Annotated in this window: 21 protein-coding genes, 1 rRNA gene and 1 other annotated feature; of the genes, 13 read left to right on the top strand and 9 right to left on the bottom strand. The window is 52.7% G+C overall.

The window, feature by feature from the left end; translation table 11 throughout:
• Positions 1-71 precede the first annotated feature (71 nt).
• Both gshA and luxS read left to right on the top strand, forming a co-directional pair.
• Entirely contained in the window at positions 72-1,634 is a 1,563-nt protein-coding gene (gshA, locus tag M2407_RS18145) for a glutamate--cysteine ligase (protein WP_041414227.1), read from the top strand.
• 165 nt (positions 1,635-1,799) lie between these two features.
• The gene (luxS, locus tag M2407_RS18140; protein WP_020825287.1) at positions 1,800-2,315 is read left to right on the top strand and encodes an S-ribosylhomocysteine lyase; all 516 of its coding nucleotides are present in this window, start codon (positions 1,800-1,802) and stop codon (positions 2,313-2,315) included.
• Between the two features lie 68 nt (positions 2,316-2,383).
• Here luxS and M2407_RS18135 read toward each other — a convergent pair whose 3' ends face one another.
• Both M2407_RS18135 and M2407_RS18130 read right to left on the bottom strand, forming a co-directional pair.
• Entirely contained in the window at positions 2,384-3,673 is a 1,290-nt protein-coding gene (locus tag M2407_RS18135) for an HlyC/CorC family transporter (protein ID WP_046374472.1), read from the bottom strand.
• A 40-nt stretch (positions 3,674-3,713) separates the two neighbouring features.
• A complete protein-coding gene (locus M2407_RS18130; RefSeq protein WP_020825289.1) occupies positions 3,714-4,505 on the bottom strand; it encodes an inner membrane protein YpjD in 792 nt (263 codons plus the stop codon).
• Positions 4,506-4,674: 169 nt separating this feature from the next.
• On the opposite strand from M2407_RS18130, the gene ffh reads away from it, so the two are divergent.
• The 5 genes from ffh to rplS all read left to right on the top strand — a co-directional run bounded on the left by ffh (position 4,675) and on the right by rplS (position 8,299).
• A complete protein-coding gene (ffh, locus tag M2407_RS18125; protein ID WP_020825290.1) occupies positions 4,675-6,036 on the top strand; it encodes a signal recognition particle protein in 1,362 nt (453 codons plus the stop codon).
• Between the two features lie 216 nt (positions 6,037-6,252).
• Positions 6,253-6,501, top strand: a complete 249-nt coding sequence (gene rpsP, locus M2407_RS18120; protein ID WP_004932501.1) for a 30S ribosomal protein S16 — start codon at positions 6,253-6,255, stop codon at positions 6,499-6,501.
• Positions 6,502-6,519: 18 nt separating this feature from the next.
• Entirely contained in the window at positions 6,520-7,068 is a 549-nt protein-coding gene (gene rimM / locus M2407_RS18115) for a ribosome maturation factor RimM (RefSeq protein WP_020825291.1), read from the top strand.
• A 52-nt stretch (positions 7,069-7,120) separates the two neighbouring features.
• Positions 7,121-7,888 carry a tRNA (guanosine(37)-N1)-methyltransferase TrmD gene (gene trmD, locus M2407_RS18110; protein WP_020825292.1) on the top strand — a complete coding sequence of 256 codons (768 nt, stop codon included), beginning with the start codon at positions 7,121-7,123 and terminating at the stop codon, positions 7,886-7,888.
• Positions 7,889-7,942: 54 nt separating this feature from the next.
• The gene (rplS, locus tag M2407_RS18105; protein WP_004950372.1) at positions 7,943-8,299 is read left to right on the top strand and encodes a 50S ribosomal protein L19; all 357 of its coding nucleotides are present in this window, start codon (positions 7,943-7,945) and stop codon (positions 8,297-8,299) included.
• Positions 8,300-8,458: 159 nt separating this feature from the next.
• On the opposite strand, the gene M2407_RS18100 is transcribed toward rplS, so the two are convergent.
• The 3 genes from M2407_RS18100 to M2407_RS18090 form a co-directional block, all read right to left on the bottom strand.
• Entirely contained in the window at positions 8,459-8,677 is a 219-nt protein-coding gene (locus tag M2407_RS18100; protein WP_020825293.1) for a DNA-binding transcriptional regulator, read from the bottom strand.
• A gap of 332 nt (positions 8,678-9,009) precedes the next feature.
• Positions 9,010-9,774, bottom strand: a complete 765-nt coding sequence (locus M2407_RS18095) for a YdiY family protein (RefSeq protein WP_020825294.1) — start codon at positions 9,772-9,774, stop codon at positions 9,010-9,012.
• Between the two features lie 237 nt (positions 9,775-10,011).
• Entirely contained in the window at positions 10,012-11,358 is a 1,347-nt protein-coding gene (locus tag M2407_RS18090) for an anaerobic C4-dicarboxylate transporter (protein WP_259218837.1), read from the bottom strand.
• Positions 11,359-12,001: 643 nt separating this feature from the next.
• Here M2407_RS18090 and M2407_RS18085 point away from each other — a divergent pair.
• A complete protein-coding gene (locus M2407_RS18085) occupies positions 12,002-13,075 on the top strand; it encodes a 3-deoxy-7-phosphoheptulonate synthase (protein WP_020825295.1) in 1,074 nt (357 codons plus the stop codon).
• Between the two features lie 6 nt (positions 13,076-13,081).
• Positions 13,082-14,203, top strand: coding sequence for a bifunctional chorismate mutase/prephenate dehydrogenase (gene tyrA, locus M2407_RS18080; protein ID WP_020825296.1), 1,122 nt, complete (start codon positions 13,082-13,084; stop codon positions 14,201-14,203).
• A gap of 40 nt (positions 14,204-14,243) precedes the next feature.
• On the opposite strand, the gene pheA is transcribed toward tyrA, so the two are convergent.
• The 4 genes from pheA to bamD all read right to left on the bottom strand — a co-directional run bounded on the left by pheA (position 14,244) and on the right by bamD (position 17,076).
• A complete protein-coding gene (gene pheA, locus M2407_RS18075; protein WP_020825297.1) occupies positions 14,244-15,401 on the bottom strand; it encodes a bifunctional chorismate mutase/prephenate dehydratase in 1,158 nt (385 codons plus the stop codon).
• Positions 15,402-15,443: 42 nt separating this feature from the next.
• Positions 15,444-15,570: a sequence feature (Phe leader region), on the bottom strand.
• Positions 15,522-15,569, bottom strand: coding sequence for a pheA operon leader peptide PheL (pheL, locus tag M2407_RS18070; protein ID WP_187962929.1), 48 nt, complete (start codon positions 15,567-15,569; stop codon positions 15,522-15,524). It overlaps the preceding feature by 48 nt.
• Before the next feature lie 120 nt (positions 15,571-15,690).
• A complete protein-coding gene (gene raiA, locus M2407_RS18065) occupies positions 15,691-16,032 on the bottom strand; it encodes a ribosome-associated translation inhibitor RaiA (protein WP_020825298.1) in 342 nt (113 codons plus the stop codon).
• 312 nt (positions 16,033-16,344) lie between these two features.
• The gene (bamD, locus tag M2407_RS18060; protein WP_020825299.1) at positions 16,345-17,076 is read right to left on the bottom strand and encodes an outer membrane protein assembly factor BamD; all 732 of its coding nucleotides are present in this window, start codon (positions 17,074-17,076) and stop codon (positions 16,345-16,347) included.
• A gap of 131 nt (positions 17,077-17,207) precedes the next feature.
• Between bamD and rluD the strand changes: the two genes are divergently transcribed.
• The 4 genes from rluD to M2407_RS18040 form a co-directional block, all read left to right on the top strand.
• The gene (rluD, locus tag M2407_RS18055; RefSeq protein WP_020825300.1) at positions 17,208-18,185 is read left to right on the top strand and encodes a 23S rRNA pseudouridine(1911/1915/1917) synthase RluD; all 978 of its coding nucleotides are present in this window, start codon (positions 17,208-17,210) and stop codon (positions 18,183-18,185) included.
• Complete coding sequence (gene yfiH, locus M2407_RS18050; RefSeq protein ID WP_128864978.1) at positions 18,185-18,916, top strand: purine nucleoside phosphorylase YfiH; 732 nt, start codon at positions 18,185-18,187, stop codon at positions 18,914-18,916. Before rluD ends, yfiH begins: the two co-directional genes overlap by 1 nt.
• Positions 18,917-19,046: 130 nt before the next feature.
• A complete protein-coding gene (gene clpB / locus M2407_RS18045; protein ID WP_020825302.1) occupies positions 19,047-21,620 on the top strand; it encodes an ATP-dependent chaperone ClpB in 2,574 nt (857 codons plus the stop codon).
• A gap of 579 nt (positions 21,621-22,199) precedes the next feature.
• Positions 22,200-22,766: ribosomal RNA gene (locus M2407_RS18040) — 16S ribosomal RNA — on the top strand; the annotation flags it as partial.

Here is a 22,766-nt window from a genome sequence, read left to right as displayed (position 1 = left end):
TAACTCAATATTCTCTCGGGTGCAGATTCAGTATGCTTACGAGTTATTGTTTTTAGAAGCGGGAGGTCAATTTGATCCCGGACGTATCCCAGGCGCTTTCTTGGTTGGAAGCCCATCCCCATGCATTAAAAGGCATCCGTCGCGGCATTGAGCGTGAAACGCTGCGTGTCACCGAAAACGGAACGCTGGCAACAACCGGACATCCGGAGAAACTGGGGGCGGCATTAACGCACCACTGGATAACCACAGACTTTGCTGAGGCGCTGTTAGAGTTTATTACGCCGGTTGACGATAACCTCGATCACATGCTGACGTTCTTGCGTGATATTCACCGTTACGTAGCGCGCAATCTGGGTGATGAGCGTATGTGGCCACTCAGCATGCCGTGCTTTATTGAAGCCGAGCAGGACATTGAGCTGGCACAGTTCGGTTCGTCGAACATTGGCCGCATGAAAACGCTGTACCGTGAAGGGTTGAAGAACCGCTACGGTGCGCTGATGCAGACCATTTCTGGCGTGCACTACAATTTCTCATTGCCGCTGGAGTTCTGGCAGGCATGGGCTGGCGTCAAAGATGCCGAAAGCGGTAAAGAGCAGATTTCTGCGGGCTATTTCCGCCTGATCCGTAACTATTACCGTTTTGGCTGGGTGATCCCGTATCTGTTCGGTGCATCGCCGGCAATCTGTTCCTCGTTCCTGAAAGGGCGTGAAACCTCGTTGCCGTTTGAGCGAACCGAGCAGGGCATGTGTTATCTGCCGTATGCCACCTCGCTGCGGTTGAGTGACCTGGGCTACACCAATAAATCTCAGAGCAATTTGGGTATCACCTTCAACGATCTACAAAGCTATGTCGAAGGCCTGAAGCGAGCAATTGCCACGCCTTCCGAAGAGTTTGCCAAACTGGGCGTGAAGGATGGCGATCGTTATCTGCAACTGAACAGTAACGTGCTTCAGATCGAAAACGAACTCTATGCGCCAATCCGGCCGAAGCGTGTGACCAAAAGTGGCGAGACGCCGTCAGATGCGCTTTTGCGCGGCGGTATCGAATACATTGAAGTTCGCTCGCTGGACATCAACCCATTCTCGCCTATCGGCGTGGATGCGGTTCAGGCGCGTTTCCTGGACCTGTTCCTGGTGTGGTGCGTGCTGGCCGATGCGCCAGAGATGAGCAGCGATGAATTGCTGTGTACGCGCAAGAACTGGAATCGGGTGATCCTGGAAGGGCGTAAGCCGGGCCAAACCATCGGCATCGGGTGTGATGACAGCCGTGAACCGCTGGCAAAAGTAGGTAAAGCACTGTTTGACGATCTGCGTCGCGTGGCTGAAGTGTTGGATAGCGAAGCTGGCGATCGCCAGTATCAGCAGGTGTGTGACGAACTGGTCGCGGCGTTTGACGATCCTGATTTGACGTTTTCCGCTCGTATCCTGAAGGCGATGAAGGAAGAGGGGACGGGGCGTGTGGGCCTGCAGCTGGCCGAGCAGTATCGTCAGATGCTGACGGAAGAGCCGTTAGAGATTTTGACGGAGGCTGAGTTGGCACAAGAGCAGAAAGCCTCGTGGCAGCGTCAACGCAACATAGAAGCCAGTGATACGCTAAGCTTTGAAGAGTTCCTGAAGCAACACGGCGGGGGCTAAAAAAGAAAAGGCCACATCAATGTGGCCAAATATGCATCTCTGATGACAGGGATGATGATAACAAATGCGCGTCTTTCACATACTCAGACTCGCTGGGTTGGAAAAGGTTTCCTGGTTAGATAAAAAAGTTTCGAAATAAATACTCTTTTACGAGGAGGTAACGAAATGCCACTGCTGGATAGCTTCACCGTAGACCATACCCGCATGGCAGCCCCGGCTGTCCGCGTCGCGAAAACCATGAAAACTCCTCATGGCGATACCATCACCGTGTTCGATCTGCGCTTCTGCCGGCCGAACCTGGAAGTGATGCCAGAGCGCGGCATTCATACGCTGGAACACCTGTTTGCAGGCTTTATGCGTGACCACCTGAATGGTCAGGGCGTCGAGATTATCGATATCTCCCCAATGGGGTGCCGCACCGGTTTCTACATGAGCCTGATTGGCGTGCCGGAAGAGCAGCGTGTTGCCGATGCGTGGAAAGCAGCGATGGCCGACGTGCTGAAAGTGACTGACCAGCGTAAAATTCCTGAGTTGAACGAATTCCAGTGCGGGACTTACCATATGCACTCGCTGGAAGAGGCACAGGAAATCGCGAAGCACATTCTTGACCATGACGTCGTAGTGAACCACAACGAAGAGCTGGCGCTGCCGAAAGAGAAGCTGCAGGAACTGCACATCTAGTTCGCCATCGGGCGACAGCGATAAAAAAAGACGCGATATTCGCGTCTTTTTTCCTTTCTGGCGGCTGGTCAGCGTTGCTGAACGCTGGACTGCAGCGACTTGATCGGCGTGACCCGCACCTGTTTGATCATATTGTCCTGCACGTCGAGGATGCTGATGTCGTAATGGCCGATGCGAACACGGGTGCCGACCTCCGGGATCTCTTCCAGTTCTTCCAAAAGCATGCCGTTGATGGTACGCGCGTCGGTGGCCGGCAACGTCCAGTTGAATGCCTTGTTTAACTCGCGCACGTTGGCTGTGCCGTCTATCAGCACGGAGCCGTCACTTTGCGGATTAACCTCTTCTGCCAGCGTTGGCGACATGGACGTGGTGAAATCGCCGACGATCTCCTCCAGGATATCCTCGACCGTCACCAGCCCCTGAATGTCGCCGTATTCATCGACCACGATGCCGACTTTCTCTTTGTTGCGCTGGAACTTCACCAACTGGACGTTCAGCGGTGTGCCTTCGGGCACATAATAAATTTCGTCGGCGGCGCGCAGCAGGTTCTCTTTGTTGAACTCTTTCTTCTCGGTCATCAGGCGGTAGGCTTCACGTACCCGCAGCATGCCGATGGCATCATCCAGCGAGGTGCGGTAAAGCACGATGCGGCCGTGCGGGGAGTGAGTAAGCTGACGCATGATCGACTTCCAGTCGTCGTTGACATCGATGCCGACAATCTCATTGCGTGGCACCATAATGTCATCGACCGTCACCTTCTCCAGATCCAACACCGAGATCAGCATGTCCTGATTGCGACGAGAAATCTGCGAGTGCGATTCCTTCACAATGGTGCGCAGCTCGTCCTTGCTGACTGCGTCGCTGATCCGCACATTGGTGCGAATGCCGAACAGCCGTAAAATCAGCGTGGTGATGCCATTGAGCAGCCACACCAGTGGGAACATCACCTTTTGCAGCGGTGCCAGCAAGAAGCTGCTGGGGAATGCGATGCGTTCCGGATACAGGGCGGCAAAGGTTTTTGGCAGCACTTCGGCGAACAGCAGCACGGCGAAGGTCAGTACGCCGGTGGCGATGGCAACGCCCAAATCGCCATACAGGCGCATACCGACAATGGTGGCCAGCGCCGAAGCCAGAATGTTGACCAGGTTATTGCCAATCAGCACCAGGCCTATCAGGCGATCCGGTTTTTGCAGCAGCTTTTCGACCCGGCGGGCGGAACGGTTGCCCTGTTTGGAGAGATGACGCAGACGATAGCGGTTCAGCGTCATCATGCCGGTTTCGGATGCTGAGAAGTAAGCGGAAACCACAATCATGACCACCAGGATAATGATCAGGGTCCCTGTCGAAACGTGCTCCAACGCGGTATTCCTTATGTATGGAGAAAGAGTGCCTGAGAGCTTAGCGAACCATCACTTGCTGAATCAGACGGCTGCCAAAGTAGGCCAGCGTGAGTAGGAAGGCACCGGCAAAGCTGAACCAAACGACGCGGCGACCGCGCCAGCCTTCGTGATAATGGCCCCATAGCAAGACGATATACACAAACCACGCCATGATGGACAACACGGCTTTGTGCACGTTCTCTTTGCTGAACAGGTTATCCATATAAAGCAGCCCGGTGCACAACGTGAGCGTGAGCAACACGACGCCTATCTGGGTGATGTGGAACATCTTGCGTTCGATGCTCATCAACGGCGGCATATCGGCGCTGAAAGACAGCTTTTTGTTTTTCAGCAGGTAATCCAGCCAGGCCAGTTGCAGCGCATACAGCGCGGCAATGATCAGCGTAGCGTAGGAGAACAGCGCCAGGCCGATATGCACCATCAGTTCCGGGCTGGCTTCCAGATGCGTAATAAATTCACCCGGCATAAAGCTGGCGAAGGCCAGGTTGATCATCGCGAAGCTGTAAACGATAGGCAGCAGGAACCAGCCGCGATCGCGCGAAGCCACGAAGGTCATGACCGAGCAAATGATCAGGCTGACTATCGAACCTATGTTCAGCAAGCTGAGATTTTGCCCGGCGCTGACGTCAAAGATACGCTGCTGAAGTGCGATGGCGTGGCAAATTAGCGCCACCACCGCCGAGACGAGAGCAAGCCGACGGTATGCGCTGTTCTTCCGCAACAAGCTGGGAATAATCAGTCCAAGGCTGAGCAGGTAGGCGATCAAAGCCACAATGGAGAAAACTGGCATAGCGTTTAATTTTGCTTCGACGTGGTGAATTGGATTGTCAGTATAGCGTCGAGCGCGTCCCACTCCAACCGATCTCCAACGCTGAGGCAGAGATCCTCTACGCTTCGTGTTATAATCGCCGCAATTATGTCGCCAGAGCGGCCTGTCATTACACGTTGAGCATGAGACGATGTTTGAAAATTTAACCGATCGTTTGTCGCGCACCCTGCGCAATATCAGCGGCCGTGGGCGGCTGACCGAAGAAAATATCAAGGAAACCCTGCGTGAAGTGCGCATGGCATTGCTGGAAGCGGACGTTGCGTTACCGGTCGTGCGGGACTTTATCAACCGCGTGAAAGAGAGCGCGGTAGGTCATGAAGTCAACAAAAGCCTGACGCCGGGGCAAGAGTTCGTCAAGATCGTCAAGAGCGAGCTGATTGCCGCGATGGGCGAAGTGAACACCGAGCTGAACCTGGCGGCGCAACCGCCGGCAGTGGTGCTGATGGCGGGCCTGCAGGGTGCCGGTAAAACCACCAGCGTCGCCAAGCTTGGTAAATTCCTGAAAGAAAAACAGAAGAAAAAAGTCCTGGTGGTTTCCGCCGACGTTTATCGCCCAGCGGCGATCAAACAGCTGGAAACCCTGGCGGAAAGCGTCGGCATCGACTTCTTCCCGTCTGATGTCAAAGAAAAACCGATCGACATCGTTAACCGTGCGCTGCAACAGGCCAAGCTGAAGTTCTACGACGTACTGATCGTCGATACCGCCGGCCGTTTGCACGTTGACGAAGCGATGATGGACGAAATCAAGCAGGTGCACGCGGCGATCAAGCCGGTGGAAACCCTGTTTGTGGTCGACGCCATGACCGGCCAGGATGCTGCCAACACGGCCAAGGCCTTTAATGAAGCATTACCGCTGACCGGTGTGGTACTGACCAAGGTCGACGGTGATGCGCGTGGCGGTGCCGCGTTGTCTATCCGTCACATCACGGGCAAGCCGATCAAGTTCCTCGGCGTGGGCGAGAAGACCGAAGCGCTGGAGCCCTTCCATCCGGACCGCGTGGCATCACGCATTCTGGGCATGGGCGATGTGCTGTCGCTGATCGAAGATATCGAAAGCAAAGTTGACCGCGAGCAGGCGGAGAAACTGGCTAACAAGCTGAAGAAAGGTGACGGTTTTGATCTGACCGACTTCCTGGAACAGCTGAAGCAGATGCGTAACATGGGCGGTATGGCCAGCATGCTGAGCAAACTGCCTGGCGCCGGCCAACTGCCGGACAATGTGAAATCGCAAATGGACGACAAGGTTCTGGTGCGTATGGAAGCAATCATCAACTCGATGACGCTGAAAGAGCGCGCCAAACCGGAAATCATCAAAGGCTCGCGCAAGCGCCGCATTGCGATGGGTTCCGGTATGCAGGTGCAGGACGTTAACCGCTTGTTGAAGCAGTTCGACGAAATGCAGCGCATGATGAAAAAGATGAAGAAAGGCGGAATGGCGAAGATGATGCGCGGCATGAAAGGTATGATGCCGCCGGGCTTCCCAGGCCGCTGACAGGCGCGTGCCCCTTGGGGTGAGCGTGTTTAAGCATTTGCCGTTCGCGGCAAAAACCGCCCGGAATATTACCGGCTGCAAAAAGTAGTTGACGCTGATCTACGCTTTAGATTGCTTTTTGCGCCAAAATGAGTAAAATTTTCGGGCTTTTTATATTGCAACCGGGCCCCGTTCCCTCAATGGGGCCCGGCTGTTTTATTAACTAAAGAGGATGTTATGGTAACAATTCGTTTGGCACGTGGCGGCGCTAAAAAGCGTCCGTTCTATCAAGTAGTAGTGACCGACAGCCGCAATGCTCGTGATGGTCGTTTCATCGAGCGCGTAGGCTTCTTCAACCCGATCGCATCTGGTCAGGCTGAAGCACTGCGTCTGGACCTGGACCGCATCGAACATTGGGTCGGTCTGGGTGCAACCGTTTCTGATCGCGTTCACGCGCTGATCAAAGACGCTAAGAAAGCAGCTTAATCTGTCGCGGTGGTGGCAATGAGCAAGCAACTCAAACCGGTAGCACCTAAGCAGCCGATTGTACTCGGTAAAATGGGGTCTACTTACGGCATTCGTGGTTGGCTCAGAGTATTTTCATCCACCGAGAACGCCGAAAGCATTTTTGACTATCAGCCGTGGTTTATCCAGCGGGCGGGTCAATGGCAGCTTGTCGAGTTGGAAGACTGGAAGCGCCACAGTCAGGATCTGATCATCAAAGTCAAAGGCGTTGATGATCGGGATGCTGCGAATCTACTGACCAATTGCGAAATTCAGGTGGATTCGGAACAACTTCCTCCGTTGGTGGGTGATGATTACTACTGGAAAGACCTTATGGGCTGCCAGGTAGTCACGACCACCGGTTACGAACTGGGTAAAGTCGTCGATATGATGGAAACCGGTTCAAACGACGTGATGGTAGTGAAAGCTAACCTGAAAGATGCGTTCGGCATGAAGGAGCGGTTGGTCCCGTTTCTTCATGGGCAGGTTATCAAGAAAGTCGATCTCACTGCTCGCGTGATTGAAGCAGATTGGGATCCTGGTTTTTGACCTCCGAATCAAACGGTCGAAACAAGTGGAATGACAGTATGGGGATTGGCTTGTGTTCATTGGTATTGTAAGCCTGTTTCCTGAGATGTTCCGCGCAATCACCGATTACGGGGTGACTGGCCGGGCAGTAAAAAATGGCCTGCTGAGCGTGCAGTGTTGGAGTCCACGTGACTTCACCTACGACCGGCATCGTACCGTGGACGATCGCCCTTATGGCGGCGGCCCGGGAATGTTGATGATGGTGCAACCCTTGCGGGAAGCCATTCATGCAGCAAAAGCAGCGGCAGGCGAGGGAGCAAAGGTGATTTATCTGTCACCTCAGGGGCGTAAGCTGGATCAAACCGGCGTATGCGAACTGGCGACCAACCAGAAGATGATTCTGGTGTGCGGTCGTTATGAAGGGGTAGACGAGCGCGTAATCCAAACCGAAATTGATGAAGAATGGTCAATCGGCGATTACGTACTCAGCGGCGGGGAACTGCCGGCAATGACCCTGATTGATTCAGTCGCCCGTTTTATACCGGGTGTGCTGGGCCATCAGGCCTCAGCAGAAGAAGATTCTTTTGTCGATGGATTGCTGGACTGCCCGCACTATACCCGTCCTGAGGTGTTGGAAGGGATGGAAGTTCCGCCAGTCTTACTGTCGGGCAACCATGCCGAGATACGTCGCTGGCGCTTAAAGCAGTCGCTGGGCCGTACCTGGCTTAGAAGACCTGAACTTCTAGAAAGCCTAGCTCTGACTGACGAGCAAGCGGTGTTGCTGGCTGAGTTCCAACGGGAACATCAGGCCAAGCAACAGGACTATGAAGGGAACGTCTGAGCAACTGGCTCGACGGGACCGATATATCAGTTTACCTAGGGTAAGAGACATATTATGAGCAACATTATTAAGCAAATTGAACAAGAGCAGATGAAGCAAGACGTACCTGCATTCCGTCCGGGTGATTCCGTGGAAGTTAAGGTATGGGTCGTTGAAGGTAGCAAAAAACGTCTGCAGGCATTCGAGGGCGTGGTTATCGCTATCCGTAACCGCGGTCTGCACTCTGCATTCACTGTTCGTAAGATTTCCAACGGCGAAGGTGTTGAGCGTGTATTCCAGACTCACTCCCCAGTAATCGACAGCATTACTGTTAAACGTCGTGGTGCCGTTCGTAAAGCCAAACTGTACTATCTGCGTGAGCGTACTGGTAAGTCTGCTCGTATCAAAGAGCGTCTGAACCGCGTCGGCTAACGCTGCATCCAAAAGTTAATAGCTATGAAGGGGTTGGCACTGTGCCAACCCCTTTTTTTATGCCTGCAGATCGGGGATTGCATCTGCAAGATGCGAAAATGCTCCCAGGACGCCCGTTTTTACAGGCATAAAAAAGCCTGCGTTTGCAGGCTCTTTGCATTACAGCGCCGCGGCGCGCTGTTTGCTTTTTTCCGGATGTGGCTGTGCAGGAACGATATCGCCAGGCTTTACAATCACGCGAGCGACAGACTCGTGCGTGGCAAAGGTACAGCTGCAGTTAATGTTTTGGCATTGGTGATAGCGCTCTTTGGTCGCTTCGCTCAGATAACGGCTGGAGCGAGTATGGGCCACGCTACCGCAGAGTGGACAGTGCATCATAAAAACCCCCTTGCAATATTTTAAGTGAAAACGGGTTGGGCATTAAGCCACAATCAAAATCAGCAGCCTGCCTAATTAGGTGGGAGTTACACCCCAGCTTATTAACGGACACTCCTGATGGTAGTAACGGCTTCAGCCGCGATGATTGAGTTTTCTCATGCTCTGCACCCATTCAATTAATACTGTGTATGCATACAGTATTAAGCTATTTGCTAAACTCGTCAATAGTAAACGTTATGTTTTTAGCAAAATGTCTAAATTTGATTTTCAGGCATAAAAAAAGCCCATCAATGATGGGCTTAGTCGTATAACAGGTGCAGAAGTAAGAAGGATTACAAACCGTACACCAGGCTGATAGAAGTGGTGGTGTCGGTATTCTTTGGCGCAGAGGCTGGAGGCTTGCTGTTGTAAGTCACGGTGTAAGCCAGACGCAACGCGAACTTTTCGTTAATGGCGACGCTGAGTGCGGTTTCGGAGTTCAGCGTGGTTTCTTCGTTCGCCAGCGCGGAAACGCCTTCAGAGAACTTGGTATTGTCGGTCAATTGGTACGAATAGTTGGCCGCACCGTAAGCCAGCGCTTTGGTGGAACGCCCACCGCCATGGTATTCGTCGTGACGCACGCCCGGACCGAATTCAACTCGCAGATCGCTAAGCGGCCCATTGAGGATTTGGCGACCATAACCGCCGGTCAGCGTCGAGCGGGAATCATAACCGTTGAAGCGATCGCTCAGCCAGCTCGCCTGACCGAACAGGTAGTTACGATCGGACAGGTTATAACGGGTACGGCCGCCGGCCTGATACTTTTCTGACGAGCGCACGTTGGAGGATGTGGTGTTGTTGGCCGCACCCCACAGGCTGTAAGCGGCATCGCTGTTGAACCAGGTCATGCTGGTATTGGCCAACAGGGTAGAGCTTTGTGAGTTGCCTGACTGCGAGTTGTAACCGGCCTGGACGTTGCCTTCAAACGGTTTTTTGGCGGTGGCCGGATCGTCCATCGCGGTGAAAAGCGTATTGTCGGCAAGGGCTGAAACACTGGTGAAAGTCGTTAAGCAGCTAATGAACAGCGGAATAGCGCGGCGAGCGCGTAAAGAGAGCATTTTTGATCCAGTTGTTAAGAGTGGTTATAAGTGATTTCGGTCACATTATATCGGTTCGCCATTGCGACCAAAATAGCGACTATTAGCTTAAGTTTTTAATTTTTCGTCCTCACTTATTCACTTTTCTTCTACTGACTTTTAACCCTGTTAACGGCATAAAATACTGATTGCCATTATTATTTATGTGGTCAATGGTGTGGGCGGCAACGGGGAATACCGTTGCCGTTGGGGAAATGATTACAGGAAGGTGGTGACCAGAAGATATCCGGTGATACAGGAACACAGCACGCCGATCAGGCCAGGAATAATAAAGCTGTGGTTGATGATAAATTTGCCGATGCGCGTTGTTCCAGAACGGTCAAAACCGATGCAGGCCAAATCGCTTGGATAAGTGGGCAAGACGAAGTAACCGTACGCGGCCGGGAAGAAAGCCAGCAGTATTTTGGGGTCGACGCCCAACTGCAGCGCCATTGGGGCAATCGCGGTGAGCGCAGCTGCCTGGCTGTTGACCAGCTTGGAAACCAGGAACAGAACGATCGCGTAAGTCCACGGCTGACTTTTTACCACGTCTTCAAGCAGGAGTTTTAACTCTCCCATATGTGCCTGGAAGAAGGTATCACTCATCCACGCCACGCCGAATACGGAAAAAATAGCGACCATGCCGGCTTTGAAAACCGCACCATTGGCAATATCGCCGGGTTTGACTTTGCAGCCCATCAGAATAACGGCACCGGCGATCAGCATCATCATCTGGATCACCAGATTCATAGACAGCGGTTTCAGTACCCCTTTGGCATTGGCAAAGGAAGGGCGTAAATCAGCAAAAGCCCCCAAGAGCACGACGATGGCGATAGCCGCAAAGAAGATCGCTGTGGACCAGTAAGCCTGCTTGGGGAATCTCTGATTGAGCAGTGTTTCGGTGCTGCCAAAAATATAGGCCCGTTGTTCTGGATCTTTGATTTTTTCCTGGAATTCAGCGTCCTTATCCAGATCTTTACCGCGGCGCAGGCTCCATAAGGCCGCCATTAGCACCCCGACTAATGAAGCCGGGATCGAGACGGCAAGGATTTCTACCAGCGTGTAAGCTTTGCCAATCCCATGTCCTGCGGCAATGATTGAAACCAGAGACACAACGGCCACGGAAACCGGCGAAGCTGTGATGGCCATTTGCGAGGCGACGGAAGCCACGGCCATTGGGCGTTCTGGGCGGATCCCTTTTTTGATGGCGATATCGGAAATGATCGGGAACATGGTGTACACCACATGCCCTGTGCCGCACAGGAACGTCAGAGTCCAGGTGGTGAAAGGAGCAAGCAGCGTGATGTGCTGTGGGTGGCGGCGCAGCAGTCGCTCTGCATATTGCATCATCACGTTCAAACCGCCGGCAGTTTGCAACACTGAAGCACAACCGATTACGGCAAGAATAGTCAGCATAACCTCAACGGGAGGTTTACCTGGTTCCAACCCGAATATAAAACATAAGAGGAATAAACCAATACCGCTTATTAGGCCCAGCCCCATACCGCCAAACCGAGTGCCGACTAATAAGCAGATTATAATAATTAAGAACTGCAAAGTGATCATGATAGTCCCTTGTCAAGAAATGAAAAGCAGCTAACGCTCATACATTCTCAATGCAGGTGATACGGGCTCTGTCTACGCAGATTAACCCTAAAGAGGTGCGAACGAATAACACCATAATTATTTATTTTTCGCGCGATAACTGTGAAGTTCCGCAATATTTATTCAATAGGTTTTACTCATGTTTTTGTATTTTAATTAATAGTGGAAAGTAATTGAAAATAAATTGCCGGTTTATTGTTTGTTATTTGTGTTTCAGTTGTTTAATTTTTAGGTGATTTGATTTACCCGTTAAGGTTCTCTGCTGTGGAAAGGGTAAACCTCAGGCTTTTGAACGTTCGGTGGATGAGGCATGTGGGTCGTTGCGTTTCTAGTGTATCGAATTGTTTACGATTTTGTCGGGTTTTAGCATTTTGGTGTGCAAGGAAGCTTCGTGTAGGCGAAAGCCTTAAAAATAATTAATAATCATTATGTTAGGTGATTTTCTGTGTTGTTTTCATGACTTATTTAGCGCTTTTTATTTGTGGTAATTTTTTATTTACACCAAATGGATTGAAATCTTTACATTTCGTGATAGGGTAAGAACCTGAAACGCTCAATGTTCTATCAACGCTTACGCATAACGGCAAACGACAGGAATAGCATCATGCAAAAAGACGCGCTCAATAACGTTCATATCAGTGCAGAACAGATTCTGATTACTCCGGAAGAGCTGAAGAACCAGTTCCCGCTTAGTGCCAGCGACGAGAATGAAATCGCCACGGCACGCAAAACCATCGCCGATATTCTGCAGGGGCGCGATCATCGCCTGCTGGTGGTGTGCGGACCTTGTTCTATTCACGACCCGGATGCGGCACTTGATTACGCCCGTCATTTGAAAACCCTGTCAGCTGAATTGAGCGATCAGCTGTATATCGTTATGCGTGTCTATTTTGAAAAACCTCGTACCACCGTCGGCTGGAAAGGTCTGATTAACGACCCATACATGGACGGTTCGTTTGACGTTGAAGCAGGTCTGCACATTGCGCGTCGCCTGCTGCTGGATCTGGTTGGTATGGGCTTGCCGTTGGCGACCGAAGCGTTGGATCCGAACAGTCCGCAATACCTGGGCGATTTGTTCAGCTGGTCAGCGATTGGTGCGCGCACGACTGAATCGCAAACTCACCGTGAGATGGCTTCAGGGCTGTCAATGCCGGTAGGTTTCAAAAACGGTACCGACGGCAGCTTGGGCACGGCGATCAATGCTATGCGCGCCGCGGCAATGCCACACCGTTTTGTCGGTATAAATCAGGCAGGGCAAGTGTGCCTGCTGCAGACGCAGGGTAACCCTGATGGCCATGTGATCCTGCGCGGTGGTAAAACGCCAAACTACAGCGCTGAGGACGTGGCGGCCTGTGAAAAACAGATGCTGGATGCGGGACTCCACCCGTCCTTGATGATAGATTGCAGCCATGGCAACTCGAATAAAGACTATCGCCGTCAACCGGCGGTTGCCGAGTCCGTGGTAGAGCAGATCAAAGCGGGTAACCGTTCGATCACCGGCATCATGCTGGAAAGCCACTTGCACGAAGGCAGCCAGTCTTCTGAGCAACCGCGTGCAGATATGCGCTATGGGGTTTCTGTTACCGACGCCTGTATTAACTGGGAAAGTACAGAGACGCTGCTGCGCCATATGCACCAGGAACTCGGCGCCGCGCTGACGGCACGCACTGGAGAGTAGTAAGTTATGGTGGCTGAACTGACCGCGTTGCGCGATCAAATCGACGAAGTGGATAAGGCGCTGCTGGAGCTGTTGGCTAAACGCCTGCAGTTGGTGGCGGAAGTGGGAGAGGTTAAAAGCCACCATGGCTTACCGGTGTATGTTCCTGAGCGTGAGGCGGCAATGCTGGCCTCACGGCGTCAAGAAGCGGAAAACCTGGGTGTGCCGCCCGATTTGATTGAGGACGTGCTGCGTCGGGTGATGCGCGAGTCTTACGTTAGCGAGAACGACAAAGGCTTTAAAACGCTACATCCGCAACTGCGCCCGATCGTCATTATCGGCGGCAACGGTCAAATGGGGCGGTTGTTTAATCGCTTGCTGACGCTGTCCGGTTACCAGGTCAAAGTGTTGGACCAGGAAGACTGGAATCAGGCTGATACGCTGCTTGCCGATGCCGGAATGGTGATTGTCAGCGTCCCTATTCACGTCACCGAACAGGTGATTGAGCGGTTACCGCCATTGCCTGCAGACTGTATTCTGGTTGATCTGGCCTCGGTAAAAAATCGCCCGTTGAATGCCATGCTGGCGGCGCACCATGGCCCAGTGGTGGGGCTGCATCCCATGTTTGGCCCAGACGTAGGCAGCGTGGCCAAGCAGGTGGTGGTCTATTGCGATGGCCGCGAACCGCAAGCCTACCAATGGTTGCTAGAACAGCTACAGGTATGGGGGGCGCGTTTGCACCGTATCAGCGCGGTTGAGCACGATCAGAACATGGCGTTTATTCAAGCCCTGCGCCACTTTGCGACCTTTGCTTATGGTTTGCATCTGGCGGAGGAAAACGTGCAGTTGGAGCAGTTGCTGGCCCTTTCTTCACCGATCTATCGGCTGGAGTTGGCGATGGTCGGGCGGCTGTTTGCTCAAGACCCGCAGCTGTACGCGGATATCATCATGTCTTCCGAAGAGAACATTGCGCTGATCAAGCGTTACTATCAGCGGTTTGGTGAGGCAATAAAACTGTTGGAGCAGGGCGATAAACAGGCGTTTATCCAAAGCTTTCAGAAGGTCGAACATTGGTTTGGCGACTATGCGCAGCGTTTCCTGGTGGAAAGCCGTTCGCTGCTACGTCAGGCGAATGACAGTCGCCAATAATGATAAGGGTTCGGCTATGCCGAACCCTTTTTAATGGTATTCAGGACGGATTGACTGGCACCACGGTGTCGCTCGGGTAACACCCCAGCACCTTCAGCGAGCGGGTGATAGGTGTCAGATCTCTCAATGCCTTCTGCATCGCTTCAGAACGCAGGTTAGCTTGCACATCGATATAAAACATCTCTTCCCACGGGTTGCCGTTAATCGGGCGCGATTCCAGCTTGGTCATGATGATGCCGTTGTCGCGCAGTACCAGCAGCGCTTCCACCAAGGCACCCGACTGCTGGCCGGTGGCCATAATCAGCGTGGTCTTAGCCGGCACCTGCTCGGAAACTTCGATAGCCTTGCGCGCCAATACGATAAAGCGAGTAATGTTCTGCTGCTGATTGGCAAGGTTATGTTCCAGTACCTGCAGGCCATAGAGCGCACCGCCGGCTTCGCTGCCCAGCGCCGCCGCTTTTGGCGAGTTCAACTTTGCCACTTTTTCCATTGCCGCAGCGGTGCTTTCACAGTATTCGATTTTCCAGTGCGGGTAGCGATTAATAAACTGGCTGCACTGTTGGAAAGGTTGCGGGTGGCTATATACGGTTTCGATCTGATCAAGGTCGGTATCGCTGGCGATCAGCACACAGTGATCGATAGGGTTAGTCAGTTCGCCGACGATCGACAAACTGGTGTGTTGCAGCAGGTCGTAAACGTCATTAATCGAGCCGGAGCTGGTGTTTTCGATCGGCAGGATGGCGTAATCCGCCTGGCCGGTTTCAACCTGGGTGAAGATATCCTGGAATTTCTGGCAACCGCACTCGATCAACTGATCGAAATGGCGAGCAGCATATTGGCGGGCCGCCAGGTGTGAGTAAGAGCCTTTCGGGCCAAGGAAAGCGATGCGGGCAGAATGCTGGCTGATTTGATTGAGTTGATGCTGCAACAGCGCCTGCTGAGTCAGTACGGAGTCTTCGATAATCAGTTGAAACAGACGGGTGACGTAAAATCCGTCCAGATCGTAGGGCTTGGCTGCGGCGATCAGGGCGTCCAGCAGGTCGCGTTCACGCTCTTTATCACGGATTGGCCGATGAGAGTGCAACTTGGTTTTACCTACTTCTACCGCCAGCTCACGGCGTTCTGCCAGCAAGGACAGCAGTTTCAGATCCAGTGCGCTGATGCGTTGGCGCAGCACGAGTAACGGGTTGTCGGTCATAATCAGCTTCTGCCTTATATTTTTATACGTCGTAAAATAGCCATAAAAAAAGCCCCCTGATTTCAGGAGGCTTTGCTGTTCGTCTTCGCATTCTTTATCACACGACGAAACGCCTCCCAATCAGGGGAAGGTAAAAAAGAATGCGAAGAAAAACGGTTTACGGACCATGTACTATCCAAAGTGTGTGAGACAGGTTTTAAAGTAACCGCAGGTTTTTATCTCGTCAATAAAAAAACCAGACAAAAAACGCGCCCTCAGGCGCGTTTGATGTGAAACAACCGCTAAACGGTTATTCCTGTTCCGGCTCCACTTCCGGAACGATGTCCTTCACGCTGGCGGCGGCACGGCGTGCTTCGCCTTTGTGCTGCACCTTGTTCAACTGACGCTCCAGCTTGGCGATCAGTTCGTTAACGGCGGTATACATGTCTTCATGTTTTGCGCTGGCGACCAGCGGGCCGTTAGGTGTGGTAATGGTGGCGTCGGCAACAAACCCTTTCGGTTCTTTGGATAAGACGATATGCGGGTTAATCAGTTGGGCCTGCCATTTTTCCAGTTTGGTGAGACGGTCTTCGACGTGACTGCGGATTGCGGGAGTGATATCCATTTGTTTGCTGGTAATGTTCAATGTCATATAACTTACCTCTCTGTCTTTCCGTCTTGGATGAGTCCAGCATACCCCGCTTTTTGCTGAAATGCGTGATGAAAATCACGTTTTTTTGTCACTTTTTGCAAAGTTAGTTCAATCTGTGATTCAGCATCTGAAATGGCCATCTAACGCTTGAGTCTTGGAAGCGGAACGCGCATTATTGAAAGGATAAGCGGTGTTGCAGTCTTGCTAACATCGTGTTTTTGCTTGTGTATTTATCCGGAATTGGGTGAATTTACAGCAAATAAAAACGGCAGCCGAAGCTGCCGTTTTGTTTTCCTGCCGTTACCCATCAGACTATGCCGGGTTGGCGCTAATCACTTTGGCCACTTTGTCGGCCTGACCGTTCAGTTGCAACTGCTTGTACGCATTTTCCATCAGCGGCAGCGCGTCGCGCGTCGCTTGAGTATCAGGGAATTCACGCAGCATCTGTTCAGCACGATTAACGACCGCGACGTAGGCACCGCGTTTAGTGTAGTATTCCACCACCGAAAGCTCATACTTGGCCAGGCGGTCTTTCAGATACACCAGACGCTTGTTGGCATCGGTTACATACTGGCTGTTCGGGTACTGCTGAATCAGCTGGCTGAAATCGCGAAATGCAGCGCGAGCATGCTGTGGATCGCGGTCTGAACGATCGACCCCGAAGAAGCCTTGCAGTGCACTGTCATCCAACGCCATATCGGTCAGGCCACGCATATACATCACGTAGTCGATGTTTGGGTGCGTTGGGTTCAGACGCATGAAACGATCGATAGATGCCTGAGCCATAGGTAAATCGGCAGATTTATAGTAGGCATAAATCAGGTCCAACTGTACCTGCTGAGAGTAGGGTCCGAAAGGATAGCGGTTATCTAACGCTTCGAGTTGCGTAATCGCGCCCTTAAAGTTACCGTCCTGCAGTTTTTGCTGGGCAGTAGCATAGATTTCCGAAGGCGGGTTGTCGGGAACCGCATCCTTGGATGTGGAGCAACCTGCCAGCGCCAGGCTCAACGTGGCTGCCGCCACCAGATATTTCATACGCGTCATGACGTTTTGATTATCCTCAGGGTGTTATTCCGGGAGACTGTCCGTTAAGCTCCCGACAAAGACCAGTTACAATAGCACATTATATTAAACGGCATCGCCGTGAAAACCCAACGTTAACGAAGAAGCTGCATATGGCACAACAAGTACAACTCACCGCAACGGTGGCCGAATCTCAACTCGGACAACGTTTAGATCAGGCTTTGGCCGAATTGTTCCCTGATTATTCACGATCTCGCATAAAAGATTGGATCCTGGACGATCGGGTGCAGGTCAATGGCAAAACGATAAACAAACCGAAAGAGAAGGTGCTGGGGGGAGAGACGGTCGCCATTGATGCACAGATAGAAGAAGAGGCCCGTTGGGAACCGCAGGACATCGCGCTGAATATCGTCTACGAAGACAGCGACATTTTGGTCATCAACAAGCCGCGCGACCTGGTTGTGCATCCTGGCGCCGGTAACCCGGACGGCACGGTGCTCAATGCGTTGCTGCATTACTATCCTGAAATCGCCGACGTACCGCGTGCCGGTATCGTGCACCGTTTGGACAAAGACACGACCGGTCTGATGGTAGTGGCGAAAACCGTTCCGGCGCAGACCCGGTTGGTGGAAGCGTTGCAGGCACGTGAAATCACCCGTGAATACGAAGCTGTCGCCATCGGTACCATGACCGCCGGCGGTACCGTCGAAGAGCCGATTTCGCGCCATTCAACCAAACGTACCCACATGGCGGTCCACCCGATGGGTAAACCGGCGGTGACGCATTACCGCATTATGGAACACTTCCGCGCACACACTCGCCTGCGTCTGCGTCTGGAAACCGGCCGTACCCACCAGATCCGTGTGCATATGTCGCACATTAACCACCCGCTGGTGGGCGATCAGCTGTACGGTGGTCGTCCACGTCCGCCAAAAGGGGCTTCGGAGGCATTCATTGCCACACTGCGCGGTTTCGATCGCCAGGCACTGCACGCCACCATGCTGCGTTTATATCATCCAATCAGCGGTATCCAGATGGAGTGGCATGCGCCGCTGCCGCAGGATATGGTCGATCTGATTAACGCACTGAAGCTCGATACCGAAGAATTCAAAGATCAGATGAACTGGTAATGGATTCGCTTATCTTGCCCGATTGGCCACTGCCTGCAGGGGTAAAAGCCTGCAGCAGCACCCGTAACGGTGGCGTAAGTCGGCCGCCGTACGGTTCGCTCAATCTCGGCACTCACGTGGGTGACGAGACTCAGGCGGTGGCGGATAACCGTCAACGTCTGGTCGCGGCGGCGAACCTGCCGCAGATGCCAGTCTGGCTGGAGCAAGTGCATGGCACGCGCGTGGTGCGACTGGATGGGCAAACGCCTGTCGATTTGCAAGCGGACGCGGTTTACAGCAATGTGTCAGGGCAGGTGTGCGCAGTGATGACAGCAGACTGCTTGCCGGTTTTATTCTGCTCGCAGTCTGGTGATGAAGTCGCTGCAGCTCATGCCGGTTGGCGTGGATTGTGTAACGGCGTGCTGGAGCAGACTTTAGCGGCGTTTTCCACTCAGCCTGCAGGCATCAGCGTTTGGCTCGGCCCGGCGATCGGCCCGCAGCAGTTTGAGGTAGGGCCGGAGGTCCGCGCGGCATTTATTGCTGTTGATCCCGGCGCTGAGCTGGCTTTTGCCCCTCGCGGCGATAAATATCTCGCAGATATCTATTTACTGGCTCGTCAGCGTCTACAACGCGCAGGGGTTCATGCTATCTATGGCGGAGACCGTTGTACGGTGAGCGAAATCAGTCATTTTTTCTCCTATCGACGCGACGGAATAACCGGACGTCTGGCAAGTTTAATCTGGCTGATATAACCTATTGAATTAGGACGGTCCAACGGCGCATGATGTAGTACCGAAAATATACAGTCGAAATAACCTTGAAAATTTGAGGGATGACCTCATTTAATCTCCAGTAGCAATTTCGACCAATCTTGGAGGTGTTATGCGTCTGGATCGTCTTACTAACAAATTCCAGCTTGCCCTCGCCGATGCCCAATCTCTAGCCCTTGGGCGCGACAACCAATTTATTGAACCGTTACATCTGATGAGCGCTCTGCTCAATCAGGATGGGGGCACGGTTCGCCCATTATTAACTTCTGCCGGTATCGATGCTGGGCGCGTGCGCACCGAGATCGAACAGGCCTTGTCTCGTCTGCCTCAAGTTGAAGGTACCGGTGGTGACGTTCAACCGTCGCATGAGCTGGTGCGTGTCCTGAATTTGTGCGACAAGCTGGCACAAAAGCGGGCGGACAAATTTATCTCATCCGAACTCTTTGTTCTGGCGGTGCTTGAAGATCGCGGTAACTTGACCGATCTGTTGAAAGCAGCCGGTGCAACGACCGATAAAATCAGTAAGGCCATTGAGCAAATGCGAGGCGGTGATAGCGTGGAAGATCAAGGTGCTGAAGACCAACGTCAGGCGTTGAAGAAATACACTATCGATCTGACCGAGCGTGCTGAGCAGGGCAAACTGGACCCGGTTATCGGCCGTGACGAAGAGATACGCCGTACCATTCAGGTGCTGCAACGTCGTACCAAAAACAACCCTGTGTTGATCGGCGAACCTGGCGTGGGTAAAACCGCCATCGTCGAAGGCCTGGCTCAGCGCATCATCAATGGCGAAGTGCCGGAAGGTTTGAAGCATAAGCGCGTGTTGTCCCTCGATATGGGGGCGTTGATCGCTGGTGCTAAATATCGCGGCGAGTTTGAAGAGCGTCTGAAAGCCGTTTTGAGCGATCTGTCTAAACAGGAAGGCAGCGTCATCCTGTTTATAGATGAGCTGCACACAATGGTTGGTGCAGGTAAAGCCGATGGTGCGATGGATGCGGGCAATATGTTGAAACCTGCGTTGGCACGCGGGGAGCTTCACTGTGTCGGCGCGACAACTCTCGACGAATATCGTCAATATATAGAGAAGGACGCGGCGCTTGAACGTCGTTTCCAGAAAGTGTTTGTCGCCGAACCCAGTGTTGAAGACACCATCGCTATCTTGCGCGGTTTGAAAGAACGTTATGAACTGCATCACCACGTGCAGATCACCGACCCGGCAATCGTTGCGGCGGCGACGCTGTCGCACCGCTATATTTCCGATCGTCAACTGCCGGATAAGGCCATTGACCTGATTGATGAGGCGGCGTCCAGCATTCGCATGCAGATGGACTCCAAGCCGGAATCGCTCGATCGCCTTGAGCGCCGGATTATTCAGCTCAAGCTGGAGCAGCAGGCCTTGAGTAAAGAGTCGGACGACGCCAGCAAGAAACGCCTGGAAATGCTGAGCGGTGAGCTGGAGCAGAAAGAACGCGAGTATTCAGAGCTGGAAGAAGAGTGGAAAGCGGAAAAAGCTTCGCTCTCCGGCACGCAAAATATTAAAGCGGATCTTGAGCAGGCCAAAATCAGCCTGGAGCAGGCGCGTCGCGTTGGCGACCTGGGGCGGATGTCGGAGCTGCAGTACGGCAAGATCCCAGAGCTGGAAAAACAGCTTGCCGCTGCCACGCTGGCCGAAGGCAAGACTATGAAACTGCTGCGTAACCGGGTGACCGACGCAGAAATCGCTGAAGTGCTGGCGCGCGCTACCGGTATTCCTGTCGCCAGAATGCTGGAAGGCGAACGGGATAAGCTGTTACGTCTGGAACAAGAGCTGCATTCGCGGGTCATTGGCCAGAACGAAGCGGTGAGCGCGGTATCCAACGCGATCCGTCGTAGCCGTGCCGGGCTGTCAGATCCGAACCGACCTATCGGTTCGTTCCTGTTCCTCGGTCCGACCGGGGTAGGTAAAACCGAACTGTGTAAAGCGTTGGCTTCGTTCCTGTTCGACAGCGACGACGCTATGGTGCGTATCGATATGTCCGAGTTTATGGAGAAACATTCGGTATCGCGGCTGGTGGGGGCGCCTCCAGGTTATGTCGGTTATGAAGAGGGCGGTTATCTGACCGAGGCAGTGCGTCGCAGACCTTATTCAGTGATCCTGCTGGATGAAGTGGAGAAAGCGCACCCGGATGTGTTCAACATCCTGCTGCAGGTATTGGATGATGGCCGCCTGACCGATGGTCAAGGCCGTACCGTCGATTTCCGCAATACGGTGGTGATCATGACTTCCAACCTGGGGTCTGATCTGATCCAGGAACACTTTGGTCAGATGAACTATACGCAGATGAAAGAATCGGTAATGGAAATGGTAACGCACCACTTCCGCCCGGAATTCATCAACCGTATAGATGAGGTGGTAGTGTTCCACCCGCTCGGTCAGAAACACATCGCCGAGATCGCCAAGATTCAGTTGGCACGTCTGTACAAACGTTTGGAAGAGCGTGGTTACGAAGTGACTATGACCGAACCGGCGTTGGAGCTGTTGGGCAAAACCGGTTTCGATCCTGTGTATGGGGCTCGTCCACTGAAACGAGCTATTCAGCAGGAGATCGAGAACCCGCTGGCGCAGCAAATCCTTTCCGGCAAGCTGATCCCGGGTATACCGGTGACGCTGGATGTCGAAGACGAGCATATCGTCGCCAAACAGTAACGGCTATCTATTATCTATATAGTGATTACGATAAAAGGGAGCGGGCGACCGCTCCCTTTTTTTATCGGCTTTGGTTGGGTTTAAGCTGTTTGCCCTGGCAATGGCGCTAAAATCCCGTAATTTCGTCTAATAAATATCCTAAAATGGCTTTATTGGTGGTTATTTGAGCGCTTGAAAAGTTTTTTGCATTTAGGGGTTGCGGCCTTCTGAGAACTCCCTATAATGCGCCTCCACTGACCGGGAACAACGACTCCTCTAACGAGAACCAGTCGCCCAGCCAGAAAGATTCAAGCCGGTGAAAACACCGTTTCTTAATAAGAAAAAAGCTTGACTCTTCAGGTGAAAAGCGTAATATACGCCACCTCGAGTTAGCAACCTAACTCACTGCTCTTTAACAATTTATCAGACAATCTGTGTGGGCACTCCACAAGACGATATCCAGAACCTTCGGGTTCAAAAAAATATCAAGTCTTGAAGAGTGACCAAGCAGTAATTCATTTAGTTGACGTGTTTAACTGATGAATATTACGAAAGTTAATTTTCGAGCATCGCTTCACGAGTTGAAGCAAATCAAGCTTTTAATTGAAGAGTTTGATCATGGCTCAGATTGAACGCTGGCGGCAGGCCTAACACATGCAAGTCGAGCGGTAGCACAGGGAGCTTGCTCCTGGGTGACGAGCGGCGGACGGGTGAGTAATGTCTGGGAAACTGCCTGATGGAGGGGGATAACTACTGGAAACGGTAGCTAATACCGCATAACGTCTACGGACCAAAGTGGGGGACCTTCGGGCCTCATGCCATCAGATGTGCCCAGATGGGATTAGCTAGTAGGTGGGGTAATGGCTCACCTAGGCGACGATCCCTAGCTGGTCTGAGAGGATGACCAGCCACACTGGAACTGAGACACGGTCCAGACTCCTACGGGAGGCAGCAGTGGGGAATATTGCACAATGGGCGCAAGCCTGATGCAGCCATGCCGCGTGTGTGAAGAAGGCCTTCGGGTTGTAAAGCACTTTCAGCGAGGAGGAAGGGTAGTGTGTTAATAGCACATTGCATTGACGTTACTCGCAGAAGAAGCACCGGCTAACTCCGTGCCAGCAGCCGCGGTAATACGGAGGGTGCAAGCGTTAATCGGAATTACTGGGC

Origin of the sequence: Serratia sp. BIGb0234 (assembly GCF_024809915.1) — a bacterium.
GTDB lineage: Bacteria > Pseudomonadota > Gammaproteobacteria > Enterobacterales > Enterobacteriaceae > Serratia > Serratia liquefaciens.
This window is presented reverse-complemented; position numbering and strand designations above follow the sequence as displayed.

Bases quoted from the DNA above. Each gene is read 5' to 3' on its own strand.
- luxS (WP_020825287.1), top strand. From the start codon at position 1,800: ATGCCACTGCTGGATAGCTTCACCGTAGACCATACCCGCATGGCAGCC.
- M2407_RS18090 (WP_259218837.1), bottom strand. From the start codon at position 11,358: ATGATCACTTTGCAGTTCTTAATTATTATAATCTGCTTATTAGTCGGC.
- M2407_RS18100 (WP_020825293.1), bottom strand. From the start codon at position 8,677: ATGATGCACTGTCCACTCTGCGGTAGCGTGGCCCATACTCGCTCCAGC.
- M2407_RS18130 (WP_020825289.1), bottom strand. From the start codon at position 4,505: ATGCCAGTTTTCTCCATTGTGGCTTTGATCGCCTACCTGCTCAGCCTT.
- rluD (WP_020825300.1), top strand. From the start codon at position 17,208: ATGGCACAACAAGTACAACTCACCGCAACGGTGGCCGAATCTCAACTC.
- yfiH (WP_128864978.1), top strand. From the start codon at position 18,185: ATGGATTCGCTTATCTTGCCCGATTGGCCACTGCCTGCAGGGGTAAAA.
- rimM (WP_020825291.1), top strand. From the start codon at position 6,520: ATGAGCAAGCAACTCAAACCGGTAGCACCTAAGCAGCCGATTGTACTC.
- M2407_RS18095 (WP_020825294.1), bottom strand. From the start codon at position 9,774: ATGCTCTCTTTACGCGCTCGCCGCGCTATTCCGCTGTTCATTAGCTGC.
- clpB (WP_020825302.1), top strand. From the start codon at position 19,047: ATGCGTCTGGATCGTCTTACTAACAAATTCCAGCTTGCCCTCGCCGAT.
- M2407_RS18085 (WP_020825295.1), top strand. From the start codon at position 12,002: ATGCAAAAAGACGCGCTCAATAACGTTCATATCAGTGCAGAACAGATT.
- tyrA (WP_020825296.1), top strand. From the start codon at position 13,082: ATGGTGGCTGAACTGACCGCGTTGCGCGATCAAATCGACGAAGTGGAT.
- rpsP (WP_004932501.1), top strand. From the start codon at position 6,253: ATGGTAACAATTCGTTTGGCACGTGGCGGCGCTAAAAAGCGTCCGTTC.
- bamD (WP_020825299.1), bottom strand. From the start codon at position 17,076: ATGACGCGTATGAAATATCTGGTGGCGGCAGCCACGTTGAGCCTGGCG.
- rplS (WP_004950372.1), top strand. From the start codon at position 7,943: ATGAGCAACATTATTAAGCAAATTGAACAAGAGCAGATGAAGCAAGAC.
- raiA (WP_020825298.1), bottom strand. From the start codon at position 16,032: ATGACATTGAACATTACCAGCAAACAAATGGATATCACTCCCGCAATC.
- ffh (WP_020825290.1), top strand. From the start codon at position 4,675: ATGTTTGAAAATTTAACCGATCGTTTGTCGCGCACCCTGCGCAATATC.
- pheA (WP_020825297.1), bottom strand. From the start codon at position 15,401: ATGACCGACAACCCGTTACTCGTGCTGCGCCAACGCATCAGCGCACTG.